Source organism: Rhodococcus sp. IEGM 1409 (genome assembly GCF_030056735.1).
GTDB lineage: Bacteria > Actinomycetota > Actinomycetes > Mycobacteriales > Mycobacteriaceae > Rhodococcus_F.
Map to the genome: position 1 here is coordinate 1,149,410 of NZ_JASHKN010000001.1, position 22,652 is coordinate 1,172,061.

At 63.0% G+C, this 22,652-nt stretch carries 23 protein-coding genes; 14 read left to right on the top strand and 9 right to left on the bottom strand.

Annotated features, from left to right (window positions below):
- The first annotated feature begins 13 nt into the window (after nucleotides 1-13).
- The gene (locus tag QM716_RS05675; RefSeq protein WP_283302917.1) at nucleotides 14-505 is read left to right on the top strand and encodes a nuclear transport factor 2 family protein; all 492 of its coding nucleotides are present in this window, start codon (nucleotides 14-16) and stop codon (nucleotides 503-505) included.
- A gap of 127 nt (nucleotides 506-632) precedes the next feature.
- Nucleotides 633-1,880: an Nramp family divalent metal transporter gene (locus tag QM716_RS05680; protein ID WP_283302918.1), complete on the top strand. Its 1,248-nt coding sequence runs from the start codon at nucleotides 633-635 to the stop codon at nucleotides 1,878-1,880.
- Between the two features lie 55 nt (nucleotides 1,881-1,935).
- Here QM716_RS05680 and QM716_RS05685 read toward each other — a convergent pair whose 3' ends face one another.
- Nucleotides 1,936-3,531: an acyl-CoA synthetase gene (locus QM716_RS05685; RefSeq protein WP_283302920.1), complete on the bottom strand. Its 1,596-nt coding sequence runs from the start codon at nucleotides 3,529-3,531 to the stop codon at nucleotides 1,936-1,938.
- 369 nt (nucleotides 3,532-3,900) lie between these two features.
- On the opposite strand from QM716_RS05685, the gene QM716_RS05690 reads away from it, so the two are divergent.
- A complete protein-coding gene (locus tag QM716_RS05690) occupies nucleotides 3,901-4,839 on the top strand; it encodes a 3-oxoacyl-ACP reductase (RefSeq protein ID WP_230815229.1) in 939 nt (312 codons plus the stop codon).
- 27 nt (nucleotides 4,840-4,866) lie between these two features.
- Nucleotides 4,867-5,610 carry an SDR family NAD(P)-dependent oxidoreductase gene (locus QM716_RS05695; RefSeq protein ID WP_283302923.1) on the top strand — a complete coding sequence of 248 codons (744 nt, stop codon included), beginning with the start codon at nucleotides 4,867-4,869 and terminating at the stop codon, nucleotides 5,608-5,610.
- Nucleotides 5,611-5,632: 22 nt separating this feature from the next.
- Here the strand turns inward: QM716_RS05695 and QM716_RS05700 are convergent, their stop codons facing one another.
- Nucleotides 5,633-6,538 carry an amidohydrolase family protein gene (locus QM716_RS05700; protein ID WP_283302925.1) on the bottom strand — a complete coding sequence of 302 codons (906 nt, stop codon included), beginning with the start codon at nucleotides 6,536-6,538 and terminating at the stop codon, nucleotides 5,633-5,635.
- A 125-nt stretch (nucleotides 6,539-6,663) separates the two neighbouring features.
- Between QM716_RS05700 and QM716_RS05705 the strand changes: the two genes are divergently transcribed.
- The 3 genes from QM716_RS05705 to QM716_RS05715 all read left to right on the top strand — a co-directional run bounded on the left by QM716_RS05705 (nucleotide 6,664) and on the right by QM716_RS05715 (nucleotide 9,408).
- On the top strand, nucleotides 6,664-7,191 hold the full coding sequence (locus QM716_RS05705; protein ID WP_283302927.1) for a nuclear transport factor 2 family protein: 528 nt from the start codon (nucleotides 6,664-6,666) through the stop codon (nucleotides 7,189-7,191).
- Nucleotides 7,192-7,195: 4 nt separating this feature from the next.
- Nucleotides 7,196-8,329 carry an oxidoreductase gene (locus tag QM716_RS05710; protein WP_283302928.1) on the top strand — a complete coding sequence of 378 codons (1,134 nt, stop codon included), beginning with the start codon at nucleotides 7,196-7,198 and terminating at the stop codon, nucleotides 8,327-8,329.
- Nucleotides 8,330-8,409: 80 nt separating this feature from the next.
- Nucleotides 8,410-9,408, top strand: coding sequence for an acrylyl-CoA reductase family protein (locus QM716_RS05715; RefSeq protein WP_283302930.1), 999 nt, complete (start codon nucleotides 8,410-8,412; stop codon nucleotides 9,406-9,408).
- A 5-nt stretch (nucleotides 9,409-9,413) separates the two neighbouring features.
- Here QM716_RS05715 and QM716_RS05720 read toward each other — a convergent pair whose 3' ends face one another.
- On the bottom strand, nucleotides 9,414-9,965 hold the full coding sequence (locus QM716_RS05720) for a ribonuclease H family protein (RefSeq protein WP_283302932.1): 552 nt from the start codon (nucleotides 9,963-9,965) through the stop codon (nucleotides 9,414-9,416).
- A gap of 45 nt (nucleotides 9,966-10,010) precedes the next feature.
- Between QM716_RS05720 and QM716_RS05725 the strand changes: the two genes are divergently transcribed.
- The 3 genes from QM716_RS05725 (at nucleotide 10,011) to QM716_RS05735 (ending at nucleotide 12,242) form a co-directional block, all read left to right on the top strand.
- On the top strand, nucleotides 10,011-10,964 hold the full coding sequence (locus QM716_RS05725) for a DNA-3-methyladenine glycosylase family protein (RefSeq protein WP_283302934.1): 954 nt from the start codon (nucleotides 10,011-10,013) through the stop codon (nucleotides 10,962-10,964).
- Nucleotides 10,965-10,982: 18 nt separating this feature from the next.
- Nucleotides 10,983-11,633: a pyridoxamine 5'-phosphate oxidase family protein gene (locus tag QM716_RS05730; protein ID WP_283302936.1), complete on the top strand. Its 651-nt coding sequence runs from the start codon at nucleotides 10,983-10,985 to the stop codon at nucleotides 11,631-11,633.
- Between the two features lie 111 nt (nucleotides 11,634-11,744).
- Nucleotides 11,745-12,242, top strand: coding sequence for a hypothetical protein (locus QM716_RS05735; protein ID WP_283302938.1), 498 nt, complete (start codon nucleotides 11,745-11,747; stop codon nucleotides 12,240-12,242).
- A 7-nt stretch (nucleotides 12,243-12,249) separates the two neighbouring features.
- Here QM716_RS05735 and QM716_RS05740 read toward each other — a convergent pair whose 3' ends face one another.
- The 5 genes from QM716_RS05740 to QM716_RS05760 are packed head-to-tail and all read right to left on the bottom strand — an operon-like array spanning nucleotide 12,250 to nucleotide 16,377.
- A complete protein-coding gene (locus QM716_RS05740; RefSeq protein WP_283302940.1) occupies nucleotides 12,250-12,639 on the bottom strand; it encodes an ArsR/SmtB family transcription factor in 390 nt (129 codons plus the stop codon).
- 60 nt (nucleotides 12,640-12,699) lie between these two features.
- A complete protein-coding gene (locus tag QM716_RS05745; RefSeq protein WP_283302942.1) occupies nucleotides 12,700-13,896 on the bottom strand; it encodes an acetyl-CoA C-acetyltransferase in 1,197 nt (398 codons plus the stop codon).
- A gap of 40 nt (nucleotides 13,897-13,936) precedes the next feature.
- Nucleotides 13,937-14,389, bottom strand: a complete 453-nt coding sequence (locus tag QM716_RS05750; RefSeq protein WP_283302944.1) for a MaoC family dehydratase — start codon at nucleotides 14,387-14,389, stop codon at nucleotides 13,937-13,939.
- Between the two features lie 58 nt (nucleotides 14,390-14,447).
- Nucleotides 14,448-15,194, bottom strand: coding sequence for a GntR family transcriptional regulator (locus tag QM716_RS05755; protein ID WP_283302945.1), 747 nt, complete (start codon nucleotides 15,192-15,194; stop codon nucleotides 14,448-14,450).
- 31 nt (nucleotides 15,195-15,225) lie between these two features.
- The gene (locus QM716_RS05760) at nucleotides 15,226-16,377 is read right to left on the bottom strand and encodes an acyl-CoA dehydrogenase family protein (RefSeq protein ID WP_003940468.1); all 1,152 of its coding nucleotides are present in this window, start codon (nucleotides 16,375-16,377) and stop codon (nucleotides 15,226-15,228) included.
- Between the two features lie 199 nt (nucleotides 16,378-16,576).
- Between QM716_RS05760 and QM716_RS05765 the strand changes: the two genes are divergently transcribed.
- Genes QM716_RS05765 through QM716_RS05775 form a run of 3 tightly spaced genes read left to right on the top strand, consistent with a single transcriptional unit; the run spans nucleotide 16,577 to nucleotide 19,699 of the window.
- Nucleotides 16,577-17,452 carry an HpcH/HpaI aldolase/citrate lyase family protein gene (locus QM716_RS05765; RefSeq protein ID WP_283302948.1) on the top strand — a complete coding sequence of 292 codons (876 nt, stop codon included), beginning with the start codon at nucleotides 16,577-16,579 and terminating at the stop codon, nucleotides 17,450-17,452.
- Nucleotides 17,449-18,447 (top strand): MaoC family dehydratase, encoded by a 999-nt coding sequence (locus QM716_RS05770; protein WP_283302949.1) that lies wholly within the window; start codon nucleotides 17,449-17,451, stop codon nucleotides 18,445-18,447. The genes QM716_RS05765 and QM716_RS05770 overlap by 4 nt, the downstream gene beginning before the upstream one ends.
- Nucleotides 18,448-18,478: 31 nt before the next feature.
- The gene (locus QM716_RS05775) at nucleotides 18,479-19,699 is read left to right on the top strand and encodes a CoA transferase (RefSeq protein ID WP_283302951.1); all 1,221 of its coding nucleotides are present in this window, start codon (nucleotides 18,479-18,481) and stop codon (nucleotides 19,697-19,699) included.
- Nucleotides 19,700-19,764: 65 nt separating this feature from the next.
- Here the strand turns inward: QM716_RS05775 and QM716_RS05780 are convergent, their stop codons facing one another.
- On the bottom strand, nucleotides 19,765-20,922 hold the full coding sequence (locus tag QM716_RS05780; RefSeq protein ID WP_283302952.1) for an acyl-CoA dehydrogenase family protein: 1,158 nt from the start codon (nucleotides 20,920-20,922) through the stop codon (nucleotides 19,765-19,767).
- A 196-nt stretch (nucleotides 20,923-21,118) separates the two neighbouring features.
- Between QM716_RS05780 and QM716_RS05785 the strand changes: the two genes are divergently transcribed.
- Nucleotides 21,119-22,582 carry an MFS transporter gene (locus QM716_RS05785; RefSeq protein WP_283303078.1) on the top strand — a complete coding sequence of 488 codons (1,464 nt, stop codon included), beginning with the start codon at nucleotides 21,119-21,121 and terminating at the stop codon, nucleotides 22,580-22,582.
- Nucleotides 22,583-22,652: the final 70 nt, after the last annotated feature.

The following is a 22,652-nucleotide window of genomic DNA, read 5'->3' on the forward strand; positions in this document are numbered from 1 at the left end:
AAAGGACGTACCGATGACCGACTCGACCGCCCTGATCGAATCCCTGCTCGCCCGAGTCGAATTGCTCGAGGACAAGCTCGCGATCTCCGAACTGCTGACCACGTACAGCCCTGCCGTCGACAGCGGATCAGCCGACGAGGTCGCGAACCTGTGGCTCGAGGACGGTGTCTACGACGTCGACACCGGCGCGATGCACGGCCGCGGCGAACTGCGGGCCATGGTTCACAGCGCCTCTCACCAGAACTGGATCATGAACGGCGCGGCGCACATGATGACGCCCGCGCACGTCCGCATCGACGGCAACAAGGCCGTCGCTACCTGCCATTCGCAGTTGGTCATCAAGGATCCCGAGAACCCGACTGGATTCAAGGTCCTCCGCATCACCGCAAACCGCTGGGAGCTGATCAAGACAGACGGCGAGTGGAAGGTCGAGTTGCGCACCAACGCCCTCCTCGACGGCCGCCCCGAGGCCCGCGCTCTCCTCGCCGCCGGGGTGACTCCCTAACCCCTGTGCGCGGTTAGGGAGTCTCTGCGGTCACTAACCGCGCACAGCGGTTGAAAGTTTGGCTGCCCGAACTCTATAGTTCACATAATCGAACCGGCAGGTCCGAGTACGTGCGACCAGGAGACCGATGAGCACCAGTACGCAAGAGCCGACGACTCCGCGCCGACGACCGACAGGGAGATCCATCGCCCTGCTCGGTCCGGCGTTCGTCGCGGCCATCGCGTACGTCGATCCGGGCAACGTCGCCGCCAACCTCACCGCCGGCGCGAAGTACGGCTACCTCCTCATCTGGGTGCTGGTACTCGCCAACGCGATGGCCGTCCTGGTGCAGTATCTGTCCGCGAAACTCGGACTGGTCTCCGGCAGATCCCTGCCCGAAATGCTGGGTCAGCGCCTGCGTAAGAACAACCGTCGCGCGTTCTGGCTCCAGGCCGAGATGATGGCGATCGCAACCGACGTGGCCGAAGTCATCGGCGGCGCCATCGCACTCAACCTGCTCTTCAACGTCCCGCTCTTCTTCGGCGGGCTGATCACCGGTTGCGTGTCGATGGTGATCCTGACGATCCAAAGTCGGCGCGGACAGCGCACTTTCGAGTTCGTGGTCATGGGATTGCTGGCCATCATCACGATCGGCTTCCTGACCGGGCTCGCCTTCACCGACGTATCCGGTAGCGAAGCCGTCGCCGGACTGGTCCCCCGCTTCGAAGGAACCGAAACCGTACTGCTCGCCGCCAGCATGCTCGGCGCCACGGTCATGCCGCACGCGATCTACCTACACTCCGCGTTGGCACGAGATCGCCACGGCCACATCAAACCTGGGCCACGATTGCAGCGACTACTCAAGGTCACGCGTTGGGATGTCGTCGTCGCGTTGATCATCGCCGGTGGCGTGAACATCGGCATGCTGCTCCTGGCCGCGTCGGCACTGCGCGGAGTACCCGGCACCGACACCATCGACGGCGCACATGCCGCGATCGAGAACTCACTCGGCCCGGGTGTGGCCGTCGTATTCGCGATCGGACTCCTCGCCTCCGGACTCGCGTCGACCTCCGTGGGCTGCGCGGCCGGCGCCGAAATCATGCATGGCCTTCTGGCCATTCGCATTCCGGTGATCACGCGCCGAATCGTCACTCTCATCCCGGCGCTGATCGTTCTCGCACTGGGCGTCGATCCGACTCTCGCACTCGTACTCAGCCAGGTGGTCTTGAGCCTGTGCATCCCCTTCGCGATCATCCCGTTGGTGCGTATGACCTCGGACCCCGAACTCATGGGCGACGCTCGCAATGCCCCGCTCACGACCGTCGCGGCATGGGTTGCGGCGGGCTTGATCGTTGCGCTCAACGTCGCTCTGCTGGTTCTGACGGTGACAGGCTAGAGTGCCAGGGCCACCCAACGCGTCCCTCACAAACGCGCTGGATGACTCCGGCCGATTAGGAGGCTTGTTCGGCGAGAGTGGCCTTGGCCCAGCGATAGTCGGCCTTTCCGCTGGGTGAACGCCTGATCGACGGCACACTGACAACAGTGCGCGGCACCTTGTACCGAGCGACCTGCAACGCGCAATGCTCACCGATCTCGGCAGCGTCCGGGACGTCGAAACCTTCGCGGGTCGTGATGACCGCAGCGACGCGCTCACCGAACTTCGCATCCGGAATTCCCGCGACCAGAGCGTCGAGCACTGCCGGGTGACTCTTGAGTGCCTGTTCGACCTCTTCGGGGTACACCTTCTCCCCGCCGGTGTTGATGCACTGAGAACCACGCCCCAGCAGGACGATCGAGCCGTCGGCTTCCACGCGCCCGACGTCGCCGAGTACGGACATCCGCACTCCGTCGATCACCGGGAACGTAGCCGCGGTCTTGACCGGATCATTGAAGTAACCGACCGGCACGTGACCACTGCGAGCGATGTGCCCGGTCTCGGGAGATCCCGGCGCGAGCGCCCGCATCCGTTCGTCCACGACGCGGGTCTCGTCGCGAGCGGCGATGCGCATCAGTCCGTCTTCGCCGATCTCGAGATTGCCGTCGACGCCCGACTCCGAGGAGCCGAATCCGTCGCGAATCACCAGGTTCGGGAGTATGGACTTGAACTGCTCGCGCAGTGAGAGCGAGAACAACGCTCCGCCCGACGAGATCATTCCGACCGTACTGAGGTCGTAATCTGCTGCGTTTGCCGCCAATTCGTCTGCAAGCGGACGAGCCATCGCGTCTCCGACGACGGTGATGGAGACGGCCTTCTCACTCCCGGCGAGCTGCAGTGTCGACTTCGCGTCGAATCGCGCCATGAGAATTGCGTTGGCGCCCATGAAGAATCCGGTGAACAGCGAGTACGACGCCGCGCCGTGCATCAGGGGTGCAGTGCTGAGCATGTTCATCGCGGGAACGTTCGGTACCGCGGCATACAGAGCGTCAGCGGTGGTGTGCGGCGGACCGAAAGGATTTCCGCCGGTGAGTGCCGCGAAGTAGAAGTCTTCATGACGCCACATGACGCCCTTGGGCATTCCGGTGGTGCCGCCGGTGTAGATGACAAACAGGTCGTCGTTGCTGCGAGGCGCGAAATCACGAGTAGCGGGTTGCTCCGCGGCAGCGTCGGCATATCGAACGACGTCGACGCCTTCGACATCTCGGACCGCCGACTCCCCGACGACAACGACGTGTTCGATGCCAGGCACGGCCGGGAGAACCGTCTCCACGACGGGAACGAACTCCTCGTCCACGATCAGCGCTACCGACTGCGAATCGTTGTACAGGTAGGTCAGTTCGGCGTCGACGTAGCGATAGTTGACGTTGATCGGGACGGCGCGGATCTTGAGGCAACCGAGCAAACTTTCGACGAACTCGATGCTGTTGCGCATGTGCAGAGCGACGTGGTCGCCCGGCCCGACACCGACACTCGCCAGGTGGCGGGCGATGCGATTGGATCCCTCGTCCAGTTCGACGTAGGTACGACGACGCCCATCGCACACGAGTGCCGTGCGGTCCGGAATCAGATCCGAAATGCCCTCGTACAGATCTGCCAAATTCAGTGACACTGCTGGTGCCTTCCTTGATGTCCGGCCCGGTGAATTCGGGGCCGACCGTACTGCGTTTCCGGTGAGAACTATCTGATCCTGGCGCCGACGAATGCGGCCAGGAACTGAGCGGATCGGTGGTGACGCAAGCGCGTACGCGGTGGGATCGCCGCGTCGACCCAAGGTGACATGCACGGCTCGTGACCCAGATCACCGCTCCCGCTGAGTGGGACTGCCCCTCAGATGGCCAGAATTGTGTTCAAAACTAGAACTAATTCCGATTTTGCTGAAATGATTTTTTCGGAACGACGACCGAACTCTCGACTTCAAATTAGAATGAATACTAATTTTCACTGAATCTACCGCCAGCCCGGATCGAAGGAGCACGACATGACGCAATCACTGAGCTTGGAAGGCAAAGTTGCCGCCGTCACCGGCGCCGGTGCCGGACTGGGTCGCGCCGAGGCACTCGGACTCGCCGCTGCCGGCGCAGCCGTCATCGTCAACGACATGGGTGCAGCGGCCAACGACGTGGTCGACGAGATCAAGGCCGCAGGTGGACAGGCGCTCGCCATCACCGGCGACGTCTCCGACTGGTCGCTCGGCGGGCGCATCATCGAAGAAGCTGTCAAGAACTTCGGATCCTTCGACATCCTCGTCAACAATGCAGGCATCCTGCGCGACAAGATGATCTTCAACCTGACCGAATCCGATTGGGACGACGTCATCCGCGTGCACCTCAAGGGTCACGCCGCCACCTCGCACGCGGCCGCGGTCCACTGGCGTGCAGCCAGCAAGGCAGCCGACGCACCGGTCTACGGCCGCATCATCAACACCTCTTCCGAGGCCTTTCTCTTCGGCAGCGCCGGACAGCCCAACTACTCGGCAGCCAAGGCCGGTATCACCGCTCTGACGCTCTCGAGCGCAGCAGGCCTCTCCCGCTACGGCGTCCGCACCAACGCGATCTGCCCCCGTGCCCGCACTGCCATGACGGCAGAAGCCTTCGGCGAGAACAACACCGGCGTAAGCGGTCTCGATCCGCTTGCACCCGAGCGCGTCGCGACCCTGGTCAGCTACCTCGCATCCCCCGATTCCGACGAGATCAACGGCCAGGTCTTTGTCGTCTACGGCAAGATGGTGGCGTTGATGGAAGCACCCAAGGTCGAGAATCGTTTCGACGCAGCCGGATCCGCGTTCACCGTCGAAGAGCTCGGTGGCCAGCTCTCGTCCTACTTCTCAGGCCGCGGACCGTACGAGACCTACGCCGCCTACAGCATCGCCGGCCTCGAAAAGATTGCCCTTGCAGTCGACGAGACCGCAACAGTTTAAGCAGCACCTACGAAGAGGAGCGTTTTCATGAGGTTGAACGGCAAGGTAGCGATCGTCACCGGCGGCGCCGGTGGAATCGGTCGTGCCATCACCCGAGTCTTCGCTCGTGAAGGCGCGAAGGTCCTGTTCGTCGACATCAACGACGAGCAGGGCCAGGCACTCGAGGAGGAACTGGCCGGGGCCGGCAAATTCCTGAACGTCGACCTTGCTGCCGCAGGTTCTGCCGAGCAGATCCGTGACGCCGCGCTCGAGGCTTTCGGCAAGCTCGACATCCTGGTGAACAACGCTCACGCGTCCCGGCAGGCTCCGTTGCTCGAAACCACGCAGGACATGTTCGACCTGTCCTTCAACACCGGCTTCTACCCTGTCGTCCACCTGATGCAGGCGTGCCACGACGAACTCGCGAAGACCAAGGGTTCGGTCGTCAACTTCGCGTCGGGCTCCGGCCTGGACGGCATGCCCACCCAGACGTCCTACGCGGCAGCCAAGGAAGCTGTGCGAGGCCTGACGCGCGTCGTCGCCAACGAGTGGGCGCCAGAGGGCATTCGGGTCAACGTGGTCTGCCCGTTCGCCGCCACCGAAGGCGTCGTCAAGTGGCAGGAAGCCTTCCCCGAGCGCGCGGCCGCATCCGTCGCCAAGGTACCTCTCGGACGCATCGGTGATCCCGAAACCGACATCGCTCCCGTCGTGGTGTTCCTGGCGAGCGAGGACTCCAAGTACATGACGGGTCAGACGTTGATGGCCGACGGCGGCAGCATCAAACTCCGCTGAGTCGAAGTTCCTCTCGGTGGGCTCAGCTCACCGAGAAGAGCTTGGCAGCGTTGTCGTGCACAACAGCTCGTAACCACTCGTCACCGAGATCGAAGCGCGTAACCGCCTGCAAGGCAGTGAGATACGGGTACGGAATGTTCGGAAAGTCGCTACCGAACAGAATCCGGTCCTGCATGTCGACGAGCCGAGAAACATCGGCTTTCGGGAAGGCGCACTGCTCTTCCGTGAAGTCGGTGAACGCCATGGTCGTATCCAGGCGGACGTTGCCGTAAGCCTCTGCAAGATCGAGGAAGTCGCTGTACTCGGGCATCCCCATGTGCGCGACGATCAACGGCAGGCGCGGGTACCGTGCCAGCAGCGAAGCGATGCGATCGGGCCCCGTGTACTCCCCCGGGGCCGGTCCCGAACCACAGTGAATCACGATGGGCGTCTCGGAGTCCTCGAGCTGACCCCAGACCTTGTCGAGCAGAGGATCGTTCGGATCGTAACTGCCGACCTGGATGTGGGACTTGAAGATTCGCGCGCCCGACTCCAACGCCTTGCCGACGTACGACGCCGCCGACTCCTCGGGATAGAACGTGGCCGTGTGCAGGCAATCAGGTGTCTGCGCGGCAAATTCGACGGCCCACTGGTTGAGCCATTCGGCCATCGCGTGCTTGTGGGGGTAGATCATCGACGTGAAAGCCCGGACGCCGAACTCGCGGAGACGGTGTACCCGTTCCTCCTCGGCAAGCCGGTAGGCGATGGGCCATGGTCGACCGATCATCGGTCCCGCGGAATCGAAGTAGCCCCACACCTTGTCCATGACGCTCTTCGGCATGAAATGGGTATGGACGTCGATCACGCCCGGAACACCCAACTCGCGCCAGAAAGCCCGAACCTCGGCAATCTCTTCCGGTCCGGTCGATGGGACCTCTTCGGTACACACGTCTGACACCCCTTTCGTTCGCTCGACCATACCGAGTGCCGTCGCGCTCACCGGGACAGGTCGTTGACGGCCTGACCCGAGCACCCGAATGTGAACCCATATTGCCGATCACTGTTGGAGGTTGAATGTCTCAGACCGAGTCCGAAGTGGAGTCGATCAGTGCCGTCGAGGAACTGCTCGCCATCGAGGAAATCAAGCGTGTCTTCGCCGCGCGCCTACGCTGCATGGACACCAAGCAGTGGCACGTCTACCCAACCCTGCACACCGCAGACGTCGTCAGCGAGACGTGGGGCGGACTCCCGACAGACAAGCAACCCAAGACCTGTGACACCTCGAACCAGGTAGTGGGAATCGACAAGCTCACCGCAGCAATTCGGAACATGCTCGACGGCGACATCCCCCTCACCACAGCGCACCACGCACACACCCCCGAAATCGTGCTGACCTCGCCCACCACCGCAACCGGTATCTGGGCAATGGAGGACATGCTGTGGTGGAACGACGGCGAGAAGGAACTGCACCTGCACGGCTACGGCCATTACCAAGAGGAATACCGCAAGGAGGACGGTAAGTGGCTGATCAGCTACCGAACTCTCACGCGGCTCCGTGTCGACCAGGACCCCGGATTCTTCCGATTCATGAAAGCGCTGTGACGAAGTGACCAACCCGCTGTTCCAACCGCTCCGCATCCGTTCGCTCGAATTGTCCAACCGCATAGTCATGTCGCCGATGACGCGCACGTACTCCATCGAGGGCGTGCCCGGCCGCGACGTTGCCGACTACTACCGCCGACGTGCTGAGGGCGGCACCGGGCTGATCGTCACCGAAGGCGTCGCGATCGATCACGAGACCGCTGTCGATCACGCCGACGTCCCCAACCTCCACGACCCCGCTGCGCAGGCCGGATGGCGCAAGGTCGTCGACGACGTGCACGCGGCGGGCGGCAAGATCGTGCCTCAGCTCTGGCACGTCGGACCGCTGTGGGGCGCGATGACGCAGATGGACCCATCACTCAAGCCGATGCGACCCTCCGGTGAATGGGGTCCGCTCGGCGTCACCTCGTACTCCGCTGCCTACGTCGAGCGAGCGCAGGCGAGCACCGAAGCCATGACCGAGCAGGACATCCAGGACGTCATCGACGCCTATGTCCGCAGCGCAAAGCATGCTGTCGAACTCGGCTTCGACGGTATCGCGATCCACGGCGGTCACGGCTACCTCCTCGATTCCTTCTTCTGGGAGGGCACCAACCAGCGCGACGACGCGTGGGGCGGCGATCTCGAGCGTCGTACCAAGTTCCCGGCTGCCGTCGTCGCTGCAATCCGCGCGGTAATCGGCCCGGATCTGCCGATCATCTACCGTTTCTCGCAGCACAAGCAGCAGGATTTCACCGCGAAGATCGCGGAAACTCCCGAGGAGTTGGGTGTCATCCTGGGTGCGCTGGTCGACGCCGGGGTCGACGTCCTCGACGCCAGTATCAGGCGTTTCGACATCCCGGCCTTCGAAGGCAGCGACCTCTCACTGGCCGGTTGGGCGAAAAAGCTGACCGGCGCCGTCACGATGGCTGTCGGTAGCGTCGGGATCGGAAAGTCACTGCGCGACAGTCGCATCGAAGGCGTTGCACCCGTGGTGGACAATATCCCGCAACTCGAGGAGCGAATCGGCAGGGGTGAGTTCGATCTGATCGCGATCGGCCGTCTCCATCTCGCCGATCCTGCGTTGGCGACGACCCTGCGCGCGGGTGGTCCGCTGCCGGCTTTCGATCGAGCGGTGCATGAGGGCAGCTTGATCTAGGGGCTCCGCCCCTGTGCGCCTTTTTGGTAGTCCGCACTACCAAAAAGGCGCACAGGGCCGAAGGCCTTTATGTTCGACCTATGACTACCTTCAACGCCTGGGTCGCCCGCGACAGCGACGGCACCATCGACTTCGCCCCCGAAACCGTCGACGAATCCTTTCTCCCCGCAGGTGAGGTCACCATTCGCGTCGAGTATTCGAGCGTCAACTACAAGGACGCCCTCGCGGTCACTCCGAAGGGCGGGGTGGTTCGCGACTACCCGATCGTCCCCGGCATCGACGTCGCCGGCGAGGTCATTGCCTCCGAGTCCGACGCGTTCGCCCCCGGCGACAAGGTGGTGGCCCACGGGTACGAGATCGGGACCGCTCGCAACGGCGGCTACGCCGAGATCGCCCGTTTGCCTGCCGAGTGGGTCGTGAAGCTCGACGGCATCTCCACTGCCGACGCTGCTGCAATCGGCACGGCTGGATTCACCGCCGCCATGAGTGTCCAAGCCATTCTGGCCAGCGGAGTGAAGCCCGCCGACGGTCCGGTACTGGTGACGGGCGCGAGCGGCGGAGTCGGCACAGTCAGCGTCGACCTTCTGGCAAGCGCAGGCTTCGACGTGGTCGCCTCCAGTGGCAAGCCCGGTGCGGCAGACCTTCTGAGATCGCTCGGTGCGTCTTCGGTGATCGGCCGGCTCCCCGAGGATCCCGACGCCAAGCCCCGTCCGCTCGGAAAATCCCAGTGGGCTGCGGCCGTCGACTGCGTCGGCGGAAAGACCCTCGCCCACGTACTGAGCACGATCAACTACGGCGGTGTTGTCGCTGCCAGCGGATTGACCGGTGGCGCCGCTCTGCCCACGACGGTGCTGCCGTTCATTCTCCGCGGAGTCTCACTGCTGGGCATGGACTCGGTACTGATGCCGATCGAACCCCGTCGTGCACTGTGGTCCCGTCTGGGCTCCGACCTTGCGCCACGTCATCTGAAGGAGATCACGAACCTCGTTGCCGTCCGCGACGTCGTCTCGGTGATCGATCAGGTGCGCGAAGGCAAATACACCGGCCGGGCGCTGGTTCAGGTTGCCGACGGTTTCTGAACCGCTCAGAAAAGCGTGAACAGATCTGCCGGTTCTTCGGCCGTCGTGGACTTCTCTTTGTACGAGGGGTTCACGACGGTCGGTTCCTTCTTGACCGGCGCCGCAAGCGGGACCGACGCGATGTCCCCCGAGACGATGGCGCGTGCGGCTTCGCCGGCCAACTTGTCTGCCATCTCGTTGTAGTGGTTGCCGACGTGACCGCGCACCCAGCGGAAGCGCACCGGTCCGACACGGTCGGTGATGGCTCGGTCGATGCTCTGCACCAGTTCCAGATTCTTGACCGCCCCGCCGCTCGCGGTCTTCCATCCTTTGCGCTTCCAACTCGGCAGCCATTCCGACGCGCACTTGATGGCGTACTGCGAGTCGGATTCGATGAGCAGAGGATCCCCACCGGGATGCGCGACGACGGCCTCGAAGAGGGCACGCAACTCGGCAATCTGGTTGGTGCCGGACGCTTCTCCGCCGGACATGCTCGGACCCTCGTGATTGACCCACGCCCAGCCGATAGCCCCACCGGGGTTTCGCAGACAGGATCCGTCGGTGCTCACGATGATCATGGCTCGGACAATACGTTGCGCCACCGACACACGCCTTAACGGAGGATGCACGGTGGCGATACGCTGACCTCGATGACGCCGCTATCTCCGGTCGACGAAGTCACGGTGACTTCTCAGCGACCACTCGATGCCGCGCTGACGCTCAGCCCGCATCAGCGCGGACCCGGCGACCCCGCACATCGGCGGTCCGCCGACGGAGCGATCTGGCGAGTTTCCCGCCAACTTTCGGGTCCTGTGACCTACCGCATCACGCAGTCGGATCGGCACACGGTCCGCGTGCAGGCGTGGGGTCCCGGTGCCACGGAATTACTGGACGGCGCCGAAGCGCTGCTCGGTCTCGACGACGAAGCCGAAGATTTTGCTCCCGAACATCCCAAGCTCGCCGAAGCCCATCGACGCTTCCCTCATCTGCGCATCGGCCGCACCGGCCGCGTCATGGAAGCTCTGGTTCCCGCGATCCTCGAGCAACGAGTTCACGGCATCGACGCATTTGCCGCGTGGCGCCGCCTGCTGACCAAGTTCGGTGAGCGCCCACCCGGTCCCGCCCCCGACGGAATGCGAGTTCCACTCACCGCGGACCAATGGCGGCGAATGCCGTCGTGGGAGTTCCATCGCGCGAACGTCGATCCCGCAAGGTCCAAGACGATTGTTCAGTGCGCTCGCGTCGCCGACCGCCTCGAGCAGGCATCCACGTTCTCCAGGGCCGAAGCGACCAAACGATTGCGAGCGGTGCCCGGCGTCGGGATCTGGACTGCCGCCGAAGTGGCTCAGCGTGCCTTCGGCGATTCCGACGCACTCTCGGTCGGTGACTATCACCTCGCCGCCGTCGTCGGGTGGTCGCTGCTGGGTGAACCGATCGACGACGCCCAGATGGTGCAGTACCTCGCTCCCCTCCAACCGCATCGATACCGCGCGGTGCGACTGCTGCAGGTCAGCGGCCAAGCCGTCAAACCCAAGTTCGGTCCGCGAACTGCCGTTGCCGACCACCGCTGGCACTGAGCACCAGGAGATAAAAAAATGTCGACCCGATACGCACACATCGCCTTTTCACCCGCTGCGGTGGAGCGTCAGCGGTCGACCGGTAGCTTCACCGTCTACGGTTCGAAACTCGATCAGCCTGACGAAGGCCCGATGGAATTCGATTTCCGCGCTCAGGGATTCGTGAAATCCGTGGATTCCTTCTTCATGTCCACGGTGACGCCGGACGGTTGGCCGTACGTCCAACATCGCGGCGGCCCGCGCGGATTCCTGCATGTGTTGGGTCCGAATCGAATCGGATTCGCCGATCTGCCCGGCAATCAGCAATTCGTGACACTCGGCAATCTCGAAGAGAACAATCGCATCTCGCTGTTCGTCATCGACTACCCGACGCGGACGAGATTGAAGCTCTACGGGCGCGCGCAGGTGATCGAAGCGGATCAGGACCCCGAACTGCTGCAACAACTCTTGCGGGTACCCGGGGGCACCATGACGGCAAAAGCCCAGCGTTCCATCGTCATCGACGTCGAAGCGTTCGACTGGAACTGCAGTCGAAACATCACGCCTCGCTTCGACAAGGAACGAATGGACGAATCCCTCGCTCTGGCACGCCAACCCTTGCAAGCCGAGGTCGATCGCCTTACTACCGAGGTCGAAGAATTGCGCGCACGGTTGTCGAAAAACGAATGAGACTGGGCGGTTTCAGGGCACACGGAGTCGGGTAGCCACCAAACACGGCCCGTCGCGCGGAGACGACGGGTCCCGTTGTGCCCGAGGAGGTCCGCACGATCGATCCTGACGGTGGAGTTCTGGCAAACGAACTGCACCGCCTCCATTCACGACCGGTTCCACACAGACAGATTGGCCGTCCCCATGAAACTGTCCCGAACTCTCACGATGTCCGTTCTCGTTGTCGCCGCTGTCGGCGCCGGAGCAGGCACTGCCGTCGCAGCGCCCCCGAATGCGGGCTTCGATCCGTCCCAACCCCTGTTGACCCCGACCGCCGAGTCGAACAGCCAGGCGGCGTTGATGCTCTTCCCCGGTAACGATCCGAAGCAGGCCGCGTTCGACACCATGGCCAACGAGGTCAATACCGGCTGGAACAACGGCGGCCTGCAGTCGACGCTCATCGGAGCCAACCTCGGCGTCGGAATCGGCTGCCTGTCGATCTTCCCGAACTTCATCGCCGGCTGCATCGTCGGTGGAGTCATCGGCACGGTTGCCGGAGTCGGCGCAGGAATCACCAACGGAAACCCGAACGCTGCACCGGCCGTCGAGAAGTTCTTCGCGACTCCTTGAGAGCCGCTCAGCTGTGCGTGTGCCCGGGGGTGTGTGGCTCCTCGTGAAAATGCGTGGCGCCGATCGAATGCAGTAACTGGTGAACGGTGTCGTCTGCCAGTTGGTATCGCATCGATCGGCCGTCGCGCGTCGCGCTCACCCACCCCTGGCTACGCAGCAGTCGCAGCGCATGTGAGACGGCTGTGCCGCTCATCCCCAGCGCTACGGACAGATCCGTGACGCAGATACCCGGTGCGTGGTGAAGGCAGAGCAGCAGACGCAGACGGTTGGCGTCGGAGAGCAGCTCGAAGCGGCCGGACCAACTGGTGACGTCCAAACCCTCGAGTGCAGCCCTGGCGCGACGAACATCCTCGATGCTCAGCGCGCCGCTGGTGTCTGCTGCACCTGCATTCGTCAACCGACTGCCTCCGTAGAACTTCCGATCCCCGCCGCAAGTGTACCCAGAAGCGAGACCTCGTCAGGCAGACTCCACCACGGCCGCCATGCCCTGCCCACCGCCGATGCACATGGTCAACAGCGCTTTTCCGCCGCCGCGACGGCCGAGTTCGTGAAGGGCCGTCGTCGCCATACGCGCACCCGTCGCTCCCACCGGGTGCCCGAGCGAGATGCCGGAACCGTTGACGTTCAGGCGATCGAGGTCCTCGAAGCCCCATTCCTTCACGACGCCGAGAACCTGACACGCAAACGCTTCGTTGAGTTCGACCAGCTCGAAGTCGGCGAAGCCTGCGCCCGTCCGGGCAAACAGTTTCGAGACGGCGGCGACCGGCCCGAGGCCCATCAGCGCCGGTTCACATCCGGCTGCCGCCCAGCTGTCGAGGAACCCGATGGGCTCCAGCCCCAGCTCGTCCAGACGATCCTCGGCGACCACCAACATCGCTGCGGCAGCGTCATTCTGTTGGCTGGCGTTACCGGCGGTCACGACCCCGCCCTCGGTCACCGCACGCAGCCGTGCCAAGGTTTCGAGTGAGCTATCCGCACGGATCCCCTCGTCAGCACGGAACTGTGTGACGTTCCCTTTTCGATCTTTCAGTTCGACGGCGACGATTTCAGCGTCGAACCGGCCGGAATCTCTTGCCAGTGTCGCTTTTCGGTGACTGTCGACGGCAAAGGCGTCCGACTCTTCTCGACTGATCCCGCAGCGTGTCGCGACGTTCTCGGCCGTTTCGATCATTCCGCTGATCCGGCCGAAACGCCACTCGGGTTGCGAGCGCTCGCGACCACGATCGAGGCGGTCGAACAGTTGCAGCCCACCGGCTTTGGTACCCCACCGCGCTCCGGTGGTGTAATGCTCGATCCCGCTCATCGATTCGACACCCCCCGCCAGAACCACGTCGGCAGCACCCGTCTGGACCATCATGGCCGCAGTCACGATGGCTTGCAGGCCCGTTCCGCATCGGCGATCCGTTTGGAAACCGGCCACCGAAATGGGCAATCCGGCCTCGAGCGCCGCCCACCTTCCGATGCACGGCGCCTCCGAATTGGCGTACGACTGCCCCATCGCGACGTCGTCGATGCGGGACGGATCGATTCCGCTACGACGCACAGTCTCCTTGACGACGGTGGCGGCCAAACTTTCCGCCGGCACGTCTCGAAGTGCCCCTCCGAAACGGCCCACCGCGGTTCGGACCGGCGCGACCAATGCTGCTCGTTTCACAACTGACCTCGAATCTCGCTTTGGAAGAATGGAAAAGGGCTCAGGCAACCAGCAGGCGCACGGTGTCTGCCACCAGCGCCGGTTTGCCCGCTCCTTCGATTTCGATCGTGTACCGCACGACAATCGTCGCGCCCTTCGCCGTGCGCTCGAAGGAGAGAATCTCCGCGCCCGCTCTCACCGACGAACCGACCTTGACCGGTTCGGGGAATCGCACCTTGTTGCTGCCGTAGTTCACGGTCATGGAAATTCCGTCGACGCGCATCACCTGAGCGCCGAGCACCGGCAACAACGACAGGGTCAGATAGCCGTGGGCAATGGTGCCGCCGTAAGGACCCTGAGCTGCGCGCTCGGGATCCACGTGAATCCACTGGTGATCCTCCGTGGCGTCGGCGAACTTGTCGATCCGATCCTGTGTGACCGGGAACCACGCGCTGTAGCCCAGGTGCTCACCGACAGCCGTCTCTACTTCGTCGATTCCGTTGAAAATTCGCATAGTTATCTCCTGAAAGGTGTTGAACAGCAAAGGAAAGCAACAGCGCCCGAGCGCAGTTCTAATGTGCGCCCCGGCGCAGTGTCACCCGATACGTGTACTGCTCCGGCAAGAAGTAGCTCACCGACAACTCGTTGGCGACGCCCTGCGAGTTGGAGTACAACCGATCCACCCGCAACATGGCGTGCCCGATCTCGCAATCGACGTCCCTGGCTACGTCCGCCGTCGCCGGGGACACCGTGATCGATTGTGCTGCTTCGACAATCGGACTGTCGATCAGCGGTTCCAGTAGGCCGATCACCGTGTTGGCGCTGACTGCACCGGCAGCCATGGCAGGAAGGTCGATGATCTGACGAGCTATCGCCTCCGGCAGGTGCGCCGTCGTCTGAACGAACGGAACCCCTTCGTGTATCCGCCGAAAGACCACGGTGTACACGACGTCGGTGTCGAGCCGAAGCCGACTGGCAGCCTCGATGTCCACGCGCCGTTGCAGCGGTGAGACTACTTCCATCGTCGTATCCCGCGAAAGGTTCATGAGATCTTCGATGGACCCGAGATGACGGAGATAGCGGCCACTGTTCTCGGTCACGAACGTTCCGCGCCCGGGTACCCGGTACACGATGCCCTCGGCAACGAGGTCGTGAAAGGCTCGGCGGACGGTCTGTCGGCTCACGCCATGATGCTGCGCCAGTTCGGATTCGGTGGGCAACTGAATGCCGTCGCGGTAGGTACCGGCAGAGATCTGCTGACGAAGCTCACGAGAGAGGCGTTGGTACGCCGGCTCCGTCTCTCTTTCCTTACCGCTCATAGCGACATGATCCTACTTGCTCACCGGGCCGTCACAGACCGCCGCGGGCAACCAACTGCGAAACGATCACGTTGCGCTGAATTTCGTTGGTTCCCTCACCGACGATCATCAGCGGCGCATCACGGAAGTACCGCTCGACGTCGTACTCCGTCGAGTAGCCGTAACCACCGTGGATGCGGACGGCGGACAACGCGATTTCCATTGCCACCTCGGAGGCGTACAGCTTGGCCATGCCTGCCTCCATGTCGCATCGCTCGCCGCTGTCGTACATCTGCGCTGCATGCCACGTCAGCTGCCGTGCGGCAGTCAACTTGGTTGCCATGTCGGCGAGGTAGTTCCCGATCGACTGGTGCTTCCAGATCGGCTGCCCGAAGCTTTCGCGCTGCTGCGCGTAGGCAAGCGAATCCTCGAGGGCAGCCGTGGCCACGCCCAGTGCACGGCAGGCCACCTGGATACGGCCGGTTTCGAGCCCCTTCATCATCTGCCCGAATCCCTTGCCAGGAGTGCCACCGAGAATGGCCGACTCGGAGATTCGGTAGTTGTCGAAGGACAGTTCACAACTCTCGACGCCCTTGTACCCGAGCTTCGGGAGATCGCGGGAGACGGTCAGTCCTTCTCCGTGCTCGACGAGAACGATCGAGATGCCCGCATGCCGAGGGCTTGCACTGGGATCGGTCTTGCACAGCAAGGCGATCACACCGGACCGTCGGGCATTGGTGATCCACGTCTTGGCCCCGTTGACGACCAGATCTGTGCCGTCGCTCTTGGCGTTGGTCGTCATGGCCTGCAGATCGGAGCCACCGCCGGGCTCCGTGAGCGCCATGGTTGCCCGGATCTCACCGGTTGCCATTCGCGGCAGGTATTTCACCTTCTGCTCTTCCGTACCGAACAGCGAGATGAGCTTCGCGACCACCGTGTGTCCGCCCATCGCTCCCGCCAGGGACATCCACCCTCGCGACAGTTCCTGCGTCACCTGCGCATAACAAGGCATGGACACCGGCGATCCGCCGTACTCCTCGGGAATCGCGAGACCGTAGATCCCGATCTGCTTCATCTGATCGATCCACTTCTCGGGATACTCGTTCGCGTGCTCCACCTCCTGGACCGTGGGCTTGACCTCTCGGTCGACGAACCGGCGCACGGTTTCGATCAGGAATGTCTCTTCGTCGTTGAGCTTGAGCATGAATCCGCCTCGACTTGAAAAAAGTTTGTACGGCCATATTTCGATATTGTTCGCGCAATGTCAATACCGCTCCTTGACATGGATACGCAGCAACTGCCAGCATCGAGGCAGTTCGGTGCACATCAAGGCCGTTCACGGCAGCTCATCACTTTCACAACTGGCCGTACATTTGATCCCCAGATCGAGGTAATCGACACACATGGACGAGAACCACTACCGCTCGACCAGACGCCGCGCGTCCCTGGTCGCACCGGGTTCGGACGAGCGCAAGGCCCGCAAAGCACTCTCTTCGAACGCAGACGAGGTGATCCTCGACCTAGAAGATGCCGTCACTTCGGCGAACAAGGACCTGGCACGAGCCCTCGTCACCGCGCTGGTGCAGGAGTTCGGTGCGAAGCGCACCATCTCGGTGAGGATCAACGGCCTGGCCACGCCGTGGGCCCGCGACGACCTGATCGCCTGCGGCGCCCTCGGAGAATCACTGACCAGCGTGATCGTCCCGAAGGTCGAGTCGCCCGACGAACTGCTCGAGGCCGAACAGATCCTCGCGACTGCAGGCGGGCACCACACCACCTTGCAAGCACTGATCGAAACTCCGCTCGGTGTCCAGAATGCCGACTCCATCACCCGCGCGACTCCTCGCCTCCAGGCCGCCGTCATCGGATACGCCGATCTCGGTGCAGCGCTGGGTCGCTCGCACTCGGCTCTGCCTGAACACTGGCTTGCCGTTCAGGACAGAATCCTGATTGCCTGCCGCGCGGCCGGCGTCGCAGCAATCGACGGACCCTTCCTCGGTATCGCCGACGACGACGCTTTCCGACGCGCTGCGCACTGGACCAGCGCTCTCGGATTCGACGGCAAATGGGTCATCCACCCGGCGCAGATCGACTCGGCCACTGACGCATTCACCCCTTCGGAGGACGCCGTCAGTGACGCCCGACGGGTATTGACCGCACTCGAAGAAGCCGAAACCCGGGGTTCGGGCGCCGCCCAACTCGACGGCCAGATGCTCGACGAAGCAGTCGCCGTGGCAGCGCGTCGTACGCTTGCCCGAGCCGAAGGAGTCACCGTATGAGCGAGCACTACGTAGGAGGACCGTACTTCGACGAACTCACCCACGGACAGGTATTCGACGAAGCCCCCGCGGTGACGTTGACCAGTGGACTCGCCGCGACCCACCAGACGATCCTCGGCGACCGCATGCGCCTGCCTCTCGACGCACATCTGTCGGCAAGCATCACGGGTTCCGCTGCACCAGTGGCACATCCAGGCCTGGTCACCGACATTGCCATCGGCCAGTCCACCGTGGTCACTCACCACGTCAAGGCGAACCTCTTCTACCGCGGACTGCGTTTCCACCGCTTCCCCCTGCTCGGCGACACCCTGTACACACGGACCGAAGTGGTCGGTCTACGAGAGAACTCGGCCAAGCCGGGACGCGCCGCCACCGGACTTGCCGCGCTGCGGATGACGTCCGCTGATCAGAACGGCAACACGGTCCTCGACTTCTACCGCTGCGCCATGCTCCCGCTGAGCCCCGACCCGATCGAGACGAGAACTCGCCACGCCGACGACCTCGGGGCGATCGGTCCGCACGAACCCGCTCCGTACGTCTCACCTGACGGCTGGGACCTCGACACGTACCGAGAGCGGGTACCCGGCAAGCACTTCGAATCAGGTTTGGTGGGCTCCGTCTTCCACAGCAGCGGCGACGTCGTCTCCAGCGCCCCCGAACTTGCCCGCCTGAGCTTGAACATCGCAGCTACGCATCACGACGAGCGCGTCGGCACTCACGGTCGCCTCGTCTACGGCGGCCACACCATCGGGATTGCACTCGCCCAGGCAACTCGCGCACTGCCCAACGTGGTGACGGTTCTCGGGTGGCACTCGTGCGATCACACCGGACCCGTTCACGAGGGCGATACCCTCTCGAGCGAACTGCACGTCGAAGGTTCGTCGCCCCTCGAACACGGAACCGCAGTGCAGCTGCGTTCACTCGTGTTCTCCCACAATGCTTCTGCACCACACACTCCGGTTCTCGACTGGCGTTTCACCGTGTTGATGGCATGACCGCACACTCTTCTACCCCGGAGGAACACAGATGACTCAGACCCCAGGCCCGCTGTCCGGGCTTCGCATCGTCGAGGTCTCGAGCTTTGTCGCCGCGCCCCTGTGCGGGCTGACTCTCTCCCAGCTCGGTGCCGAGGTGATCCGGATCGATCCCATTGGAGGTGCCTCCGACTACAAGCGCTGGCCGGTGACAGCCGAGGGTGAAAGCATCTACTGGACCGGGCTCAACAAAGGCAAACGCTCACTCTCGGTGGACATGCGTGCCGAGCGCGGCCAAGAACTCGTTCGCCAACTGATCACAGCTACGGGACCTGGCGGCGGAATCCTGGTCACCAATGCCGGCGGCCGCAACTGGATGAGCCACGACTCCCTGGCCCAGTTGCGCAGCGATGTCATCACCCTCGAGATCCTCGGGCGCCGCGACGGCAGCCCCGGAGTCGACTACACGGTCAACGCCGCGTTGGGATTTCCACGGATCACCGGCCCCGCGGACTACGCCGGAGTTGTCAATCACGCCTTGCCCGCTTGGGATGTCGCGTGCGGGCTGTACGCCGCCCTGTCGATCACTGCGGCAGTGCGTCAACGTGATTCGACCGGACGTGGATCTCGGATCACGCTCCCACTCGAAGACGTCGCGTTGGCCACCGCAGGAACTCTCGGCTACCTCACCGAAGTACAGGTTAACGGCCGCAGTCGCGAGTCCGGTGGCAACGCCGTCTACGGCACGTACGGAATCGATTTCGTCTCCAGTGACGACGAACGGTTCATGATCGTCGCCCTCACTACTCGCCATTTCCGCGACCTCGCGTCGGTCACCGGCACCACGGCGGCTGTCGACGCCGTCGAAACCGCACTCGGAGCGGACTTCTCCACCGAAGCGGACCGCTACCGCCACCGAGAGGTGCTGACTGCCCTGTTCTCACACTGGTTCCGGGAACACAGCGCCGCCGAGATCGCCGCAGCGCTGGACACATCGTCAGTTCTGTTCGAGAGGTACCGAAGTTTCGAGGAGGTTGTGAAATCCGGTGAACTCGAGAATAACCCGATGTTCTCCGCACTCGATCAACCTCGAATCGGAAGCTATCTGGCTGCCGCCAACCCTGCCTCGTTCGACGGCGCGCACCTGGCCACCGGCCCCGCCTCCGAGGTCGGCGGCGACTCGATCGCGGTGATCGCCGACATCCTCGGAACCAACGCCGATCACAACTCGGCGCTGATCACGGACGGCGTCGTCGGGGTTCCGCCGAACTGATCTACCCAGAAATGGCTTTCGGCCTCGGAACAACGTTCCGAGGCCGAAAGTTTGTAGCGAGCAATTCAGAGACCGAGATCCTTCGCGATGATGGTCTTCATGACTTCACTTGTGCCACCGTAGATTCGCGTGACGCGCGTGTCTGCGTAAAGACGCGCGATGGGGTACTCGGTGATGTAGCCGTATCCGCCGTGCAGTTGGAGGCACTTGTCGATCACTCGACCTGCCGCCTCGGTGCAGAACAGTTTCGCCTTCGCTGCGTCGGGAATCGTCAGCGTGCCACGGTCATGGCATTCGAGTGCGTTGTCGGACACCAGCTGGATGGCATCGACCTCGGTAGCACATTCGGCCAGAACGAATTTGGTGTTCTGGAATGCCGCAACGGGCTTACCGAACACCTTGCGGTCCTTGACGTAGTCGATGGCAAAGCGAAGTGCGGCACTCGCGGTGGAGGCTGCTCCGAACGCGATGGTCAACCGCTCCTGAGCCAGGTTGTGAGTCAGATAGCTGAACCCGTCGCCTTCTTCTCCGAGCCGGTCTTCGACGGGCACCTGTACGTCGACAAACGAAAGCTCCGCAGTATCGGAGGTCTTGAGGCCGATCTTGTTGATCTTGCGCCCCACCGAGTATCCGGGCGACGACGTATCGACCACCAGAATCGACAACCCAGTGCGTCGGTTCTCCGCTGTACTGGGCGCGGTGCGGCACACGACCAGGACGCGATCGGCAAGTACCCCGCCGGTGATGAACGTCTTCGAACCATTGACCACGTAGTGCGTACCGTCCTCGGACAGCCTGGCCGTCGTCGCGATGTTCGCCAGATCCGAACCCGTTCCCGGTTCGGTCATCGCAATCGCGAACATCAGATCTCCAGAAGCGAAGCCCGGCAACCAGCGGCTCTTCTGCTCGTCGTTCGCGTACTCGAGCAGGTAGGGCAGGATCAGGTTCGTATGCACCGACTGCGAGCCGAACGACGCCCCGGCGGCAGCAACTTCCTCGGCGACGACGACGTTGAACTTGAGCGACTTCTCGCCGCCTCCGCCGTACTCCTCCGGGACTTGAATTCCGAGTACGCCCAGCTCTCCCAGCCGCCGGTAGAAGTCACGGGGCGGGTGACCGTCCTCTTCCCACTTCTCGTGGACCGGGGTTACTTCCTTCGCGATGAAATCGCGGACGGTAGCCCGGAATGCCTCGTGATCCTCGTTGAACACGGTGCGCTGCATGTATGAACTCCAGTCGGTCAATGGGAACAGGGTGATCCTGATCTCACCTTGCCTCAACCTTCCGTCTTTGATCCAACACCCATCGGCTATGCGTCCGATAGGGCGTACCAATATGGCCTGACCTGCAATACATAGGCAACCGCTATCGTTCCGATCACCGACGCGACATTGCTCAAAGTGATCCAGAACACGTTGAATAGGTCAGCCGGCAAATACAACACCGACGATCGCTTCGAGGCCGCGCTTCGAGCACGATCGCATCCGCCCACCAGTCTCGAAGGGACGCCACGTGACCCCCATCGCGCCACAGCGTAACGACGTCCAGCCCGAAGCAACAGCAACGCCAGATTCGTCAGCAGTCCCCGTCTTCGGTACTCGCAAGCGTGCGTGGACGATGACCGGGCTCGTCGTCTTCCTCTACATCGTCAACTACGCGGACAAAGCAGTCCTCGGAATCATCGCTCAGCCCCTCGCTCGTGAGCTCGGACTGAAGTCGTCGCAAATCGGCATGGTCGGCTCGCTCTTCTTCCTGATGTTCTGCATCGGTGGATTCCTCGCCGGACCGCTCAACAAGTACCTGACCCTACGTTGGGCGCTGTTGATCCTGGCCGCAATCTGGTCCGTGGTCATGCTCCCCCTCGTTCTCGGCGCCAGCCTCGCGATGTTGATCGTCTCGCGCATGCTCCTCGGATTCGCCGAGGGTCCCAGCTCGGCGCTGATGCACACCGCCGCCTACTCGTGGCACCCGCCGGCCAAGCGCGGCCTTCCCGGCGCAATGCTCGCCGGATCCGCCTCTATCGCGAAGATTGCCCTCGCGCCGGTACTGACCTTCATCGCCGTTCATTACGGCTGGCGAGCAGCGGTTCTCTCGCTCTCCGTTCTCGGGCTCGTGTGGATGGGTTGCTGGCTGGCCGGTTGGTCCGAGGGCCCGTACACGAGCAAGGCCGTCAAGGCGACCAAGAATGCAGATACAGAAGCAACCGAGGCGACCGGGACAGCAACGAAGGCAGTCACCGAACCCAATGTTCCGTGGCGCAAGATCGTGCTCTCCCGCACCTTCGTCAGCTGCTGCTTCCTCATCGCCGCCATCTATGCGCTGACCACCGTCGTTCTCACCTGGCTGCCGTCGTACTTCGAGGTCGGCCTCGGATACAGTGCGATGCAGGCCGGTTCGATGTTCGCGCTACCCTCGATCGTCGGGCTGGTTCTCATGATCACCTCCGGTTCGGTCACGGACAAGTTGATCGGCCGCGGCTTCACCTCTCGCACGGTTCGTGTCATCGTCCCCTGTGTCGGCGTTCTGATCTGCGGATCGATCCTCCTGTTCCTGCCTCAGATCTCCACTCCCATCGTCGCTGTCGCCATGGTCTCGATCGGCTACGGATTCTCGGCAATCACCTTCCCGCTCATCAACGCTGCGATCTCCGAACTGTGCCCGCCGCAGCAGACTGCCGGAACGATGGGATTCTTCCTCGCCATCATGTCGATCGGCGGCCTGATTGCGCCCTACGCAACGGGAGTCATCGTGGACAACGCTGCAACGCCGGCCGACGGCTACGCCCAGTCCTTCCAGGCAATCGGCATCATCGGCGTCATCGCCGCGGTTCTGGTCCTCGTCTTCGCCAACCCCGAACGCGACCGCAAGCTCATCCGCGGCTGAGTACTCCACGTATAGCCATTCGCTAACACAGCCATTCACCGAAAGACATTGCCGGGTCGCCCCGCTCGTG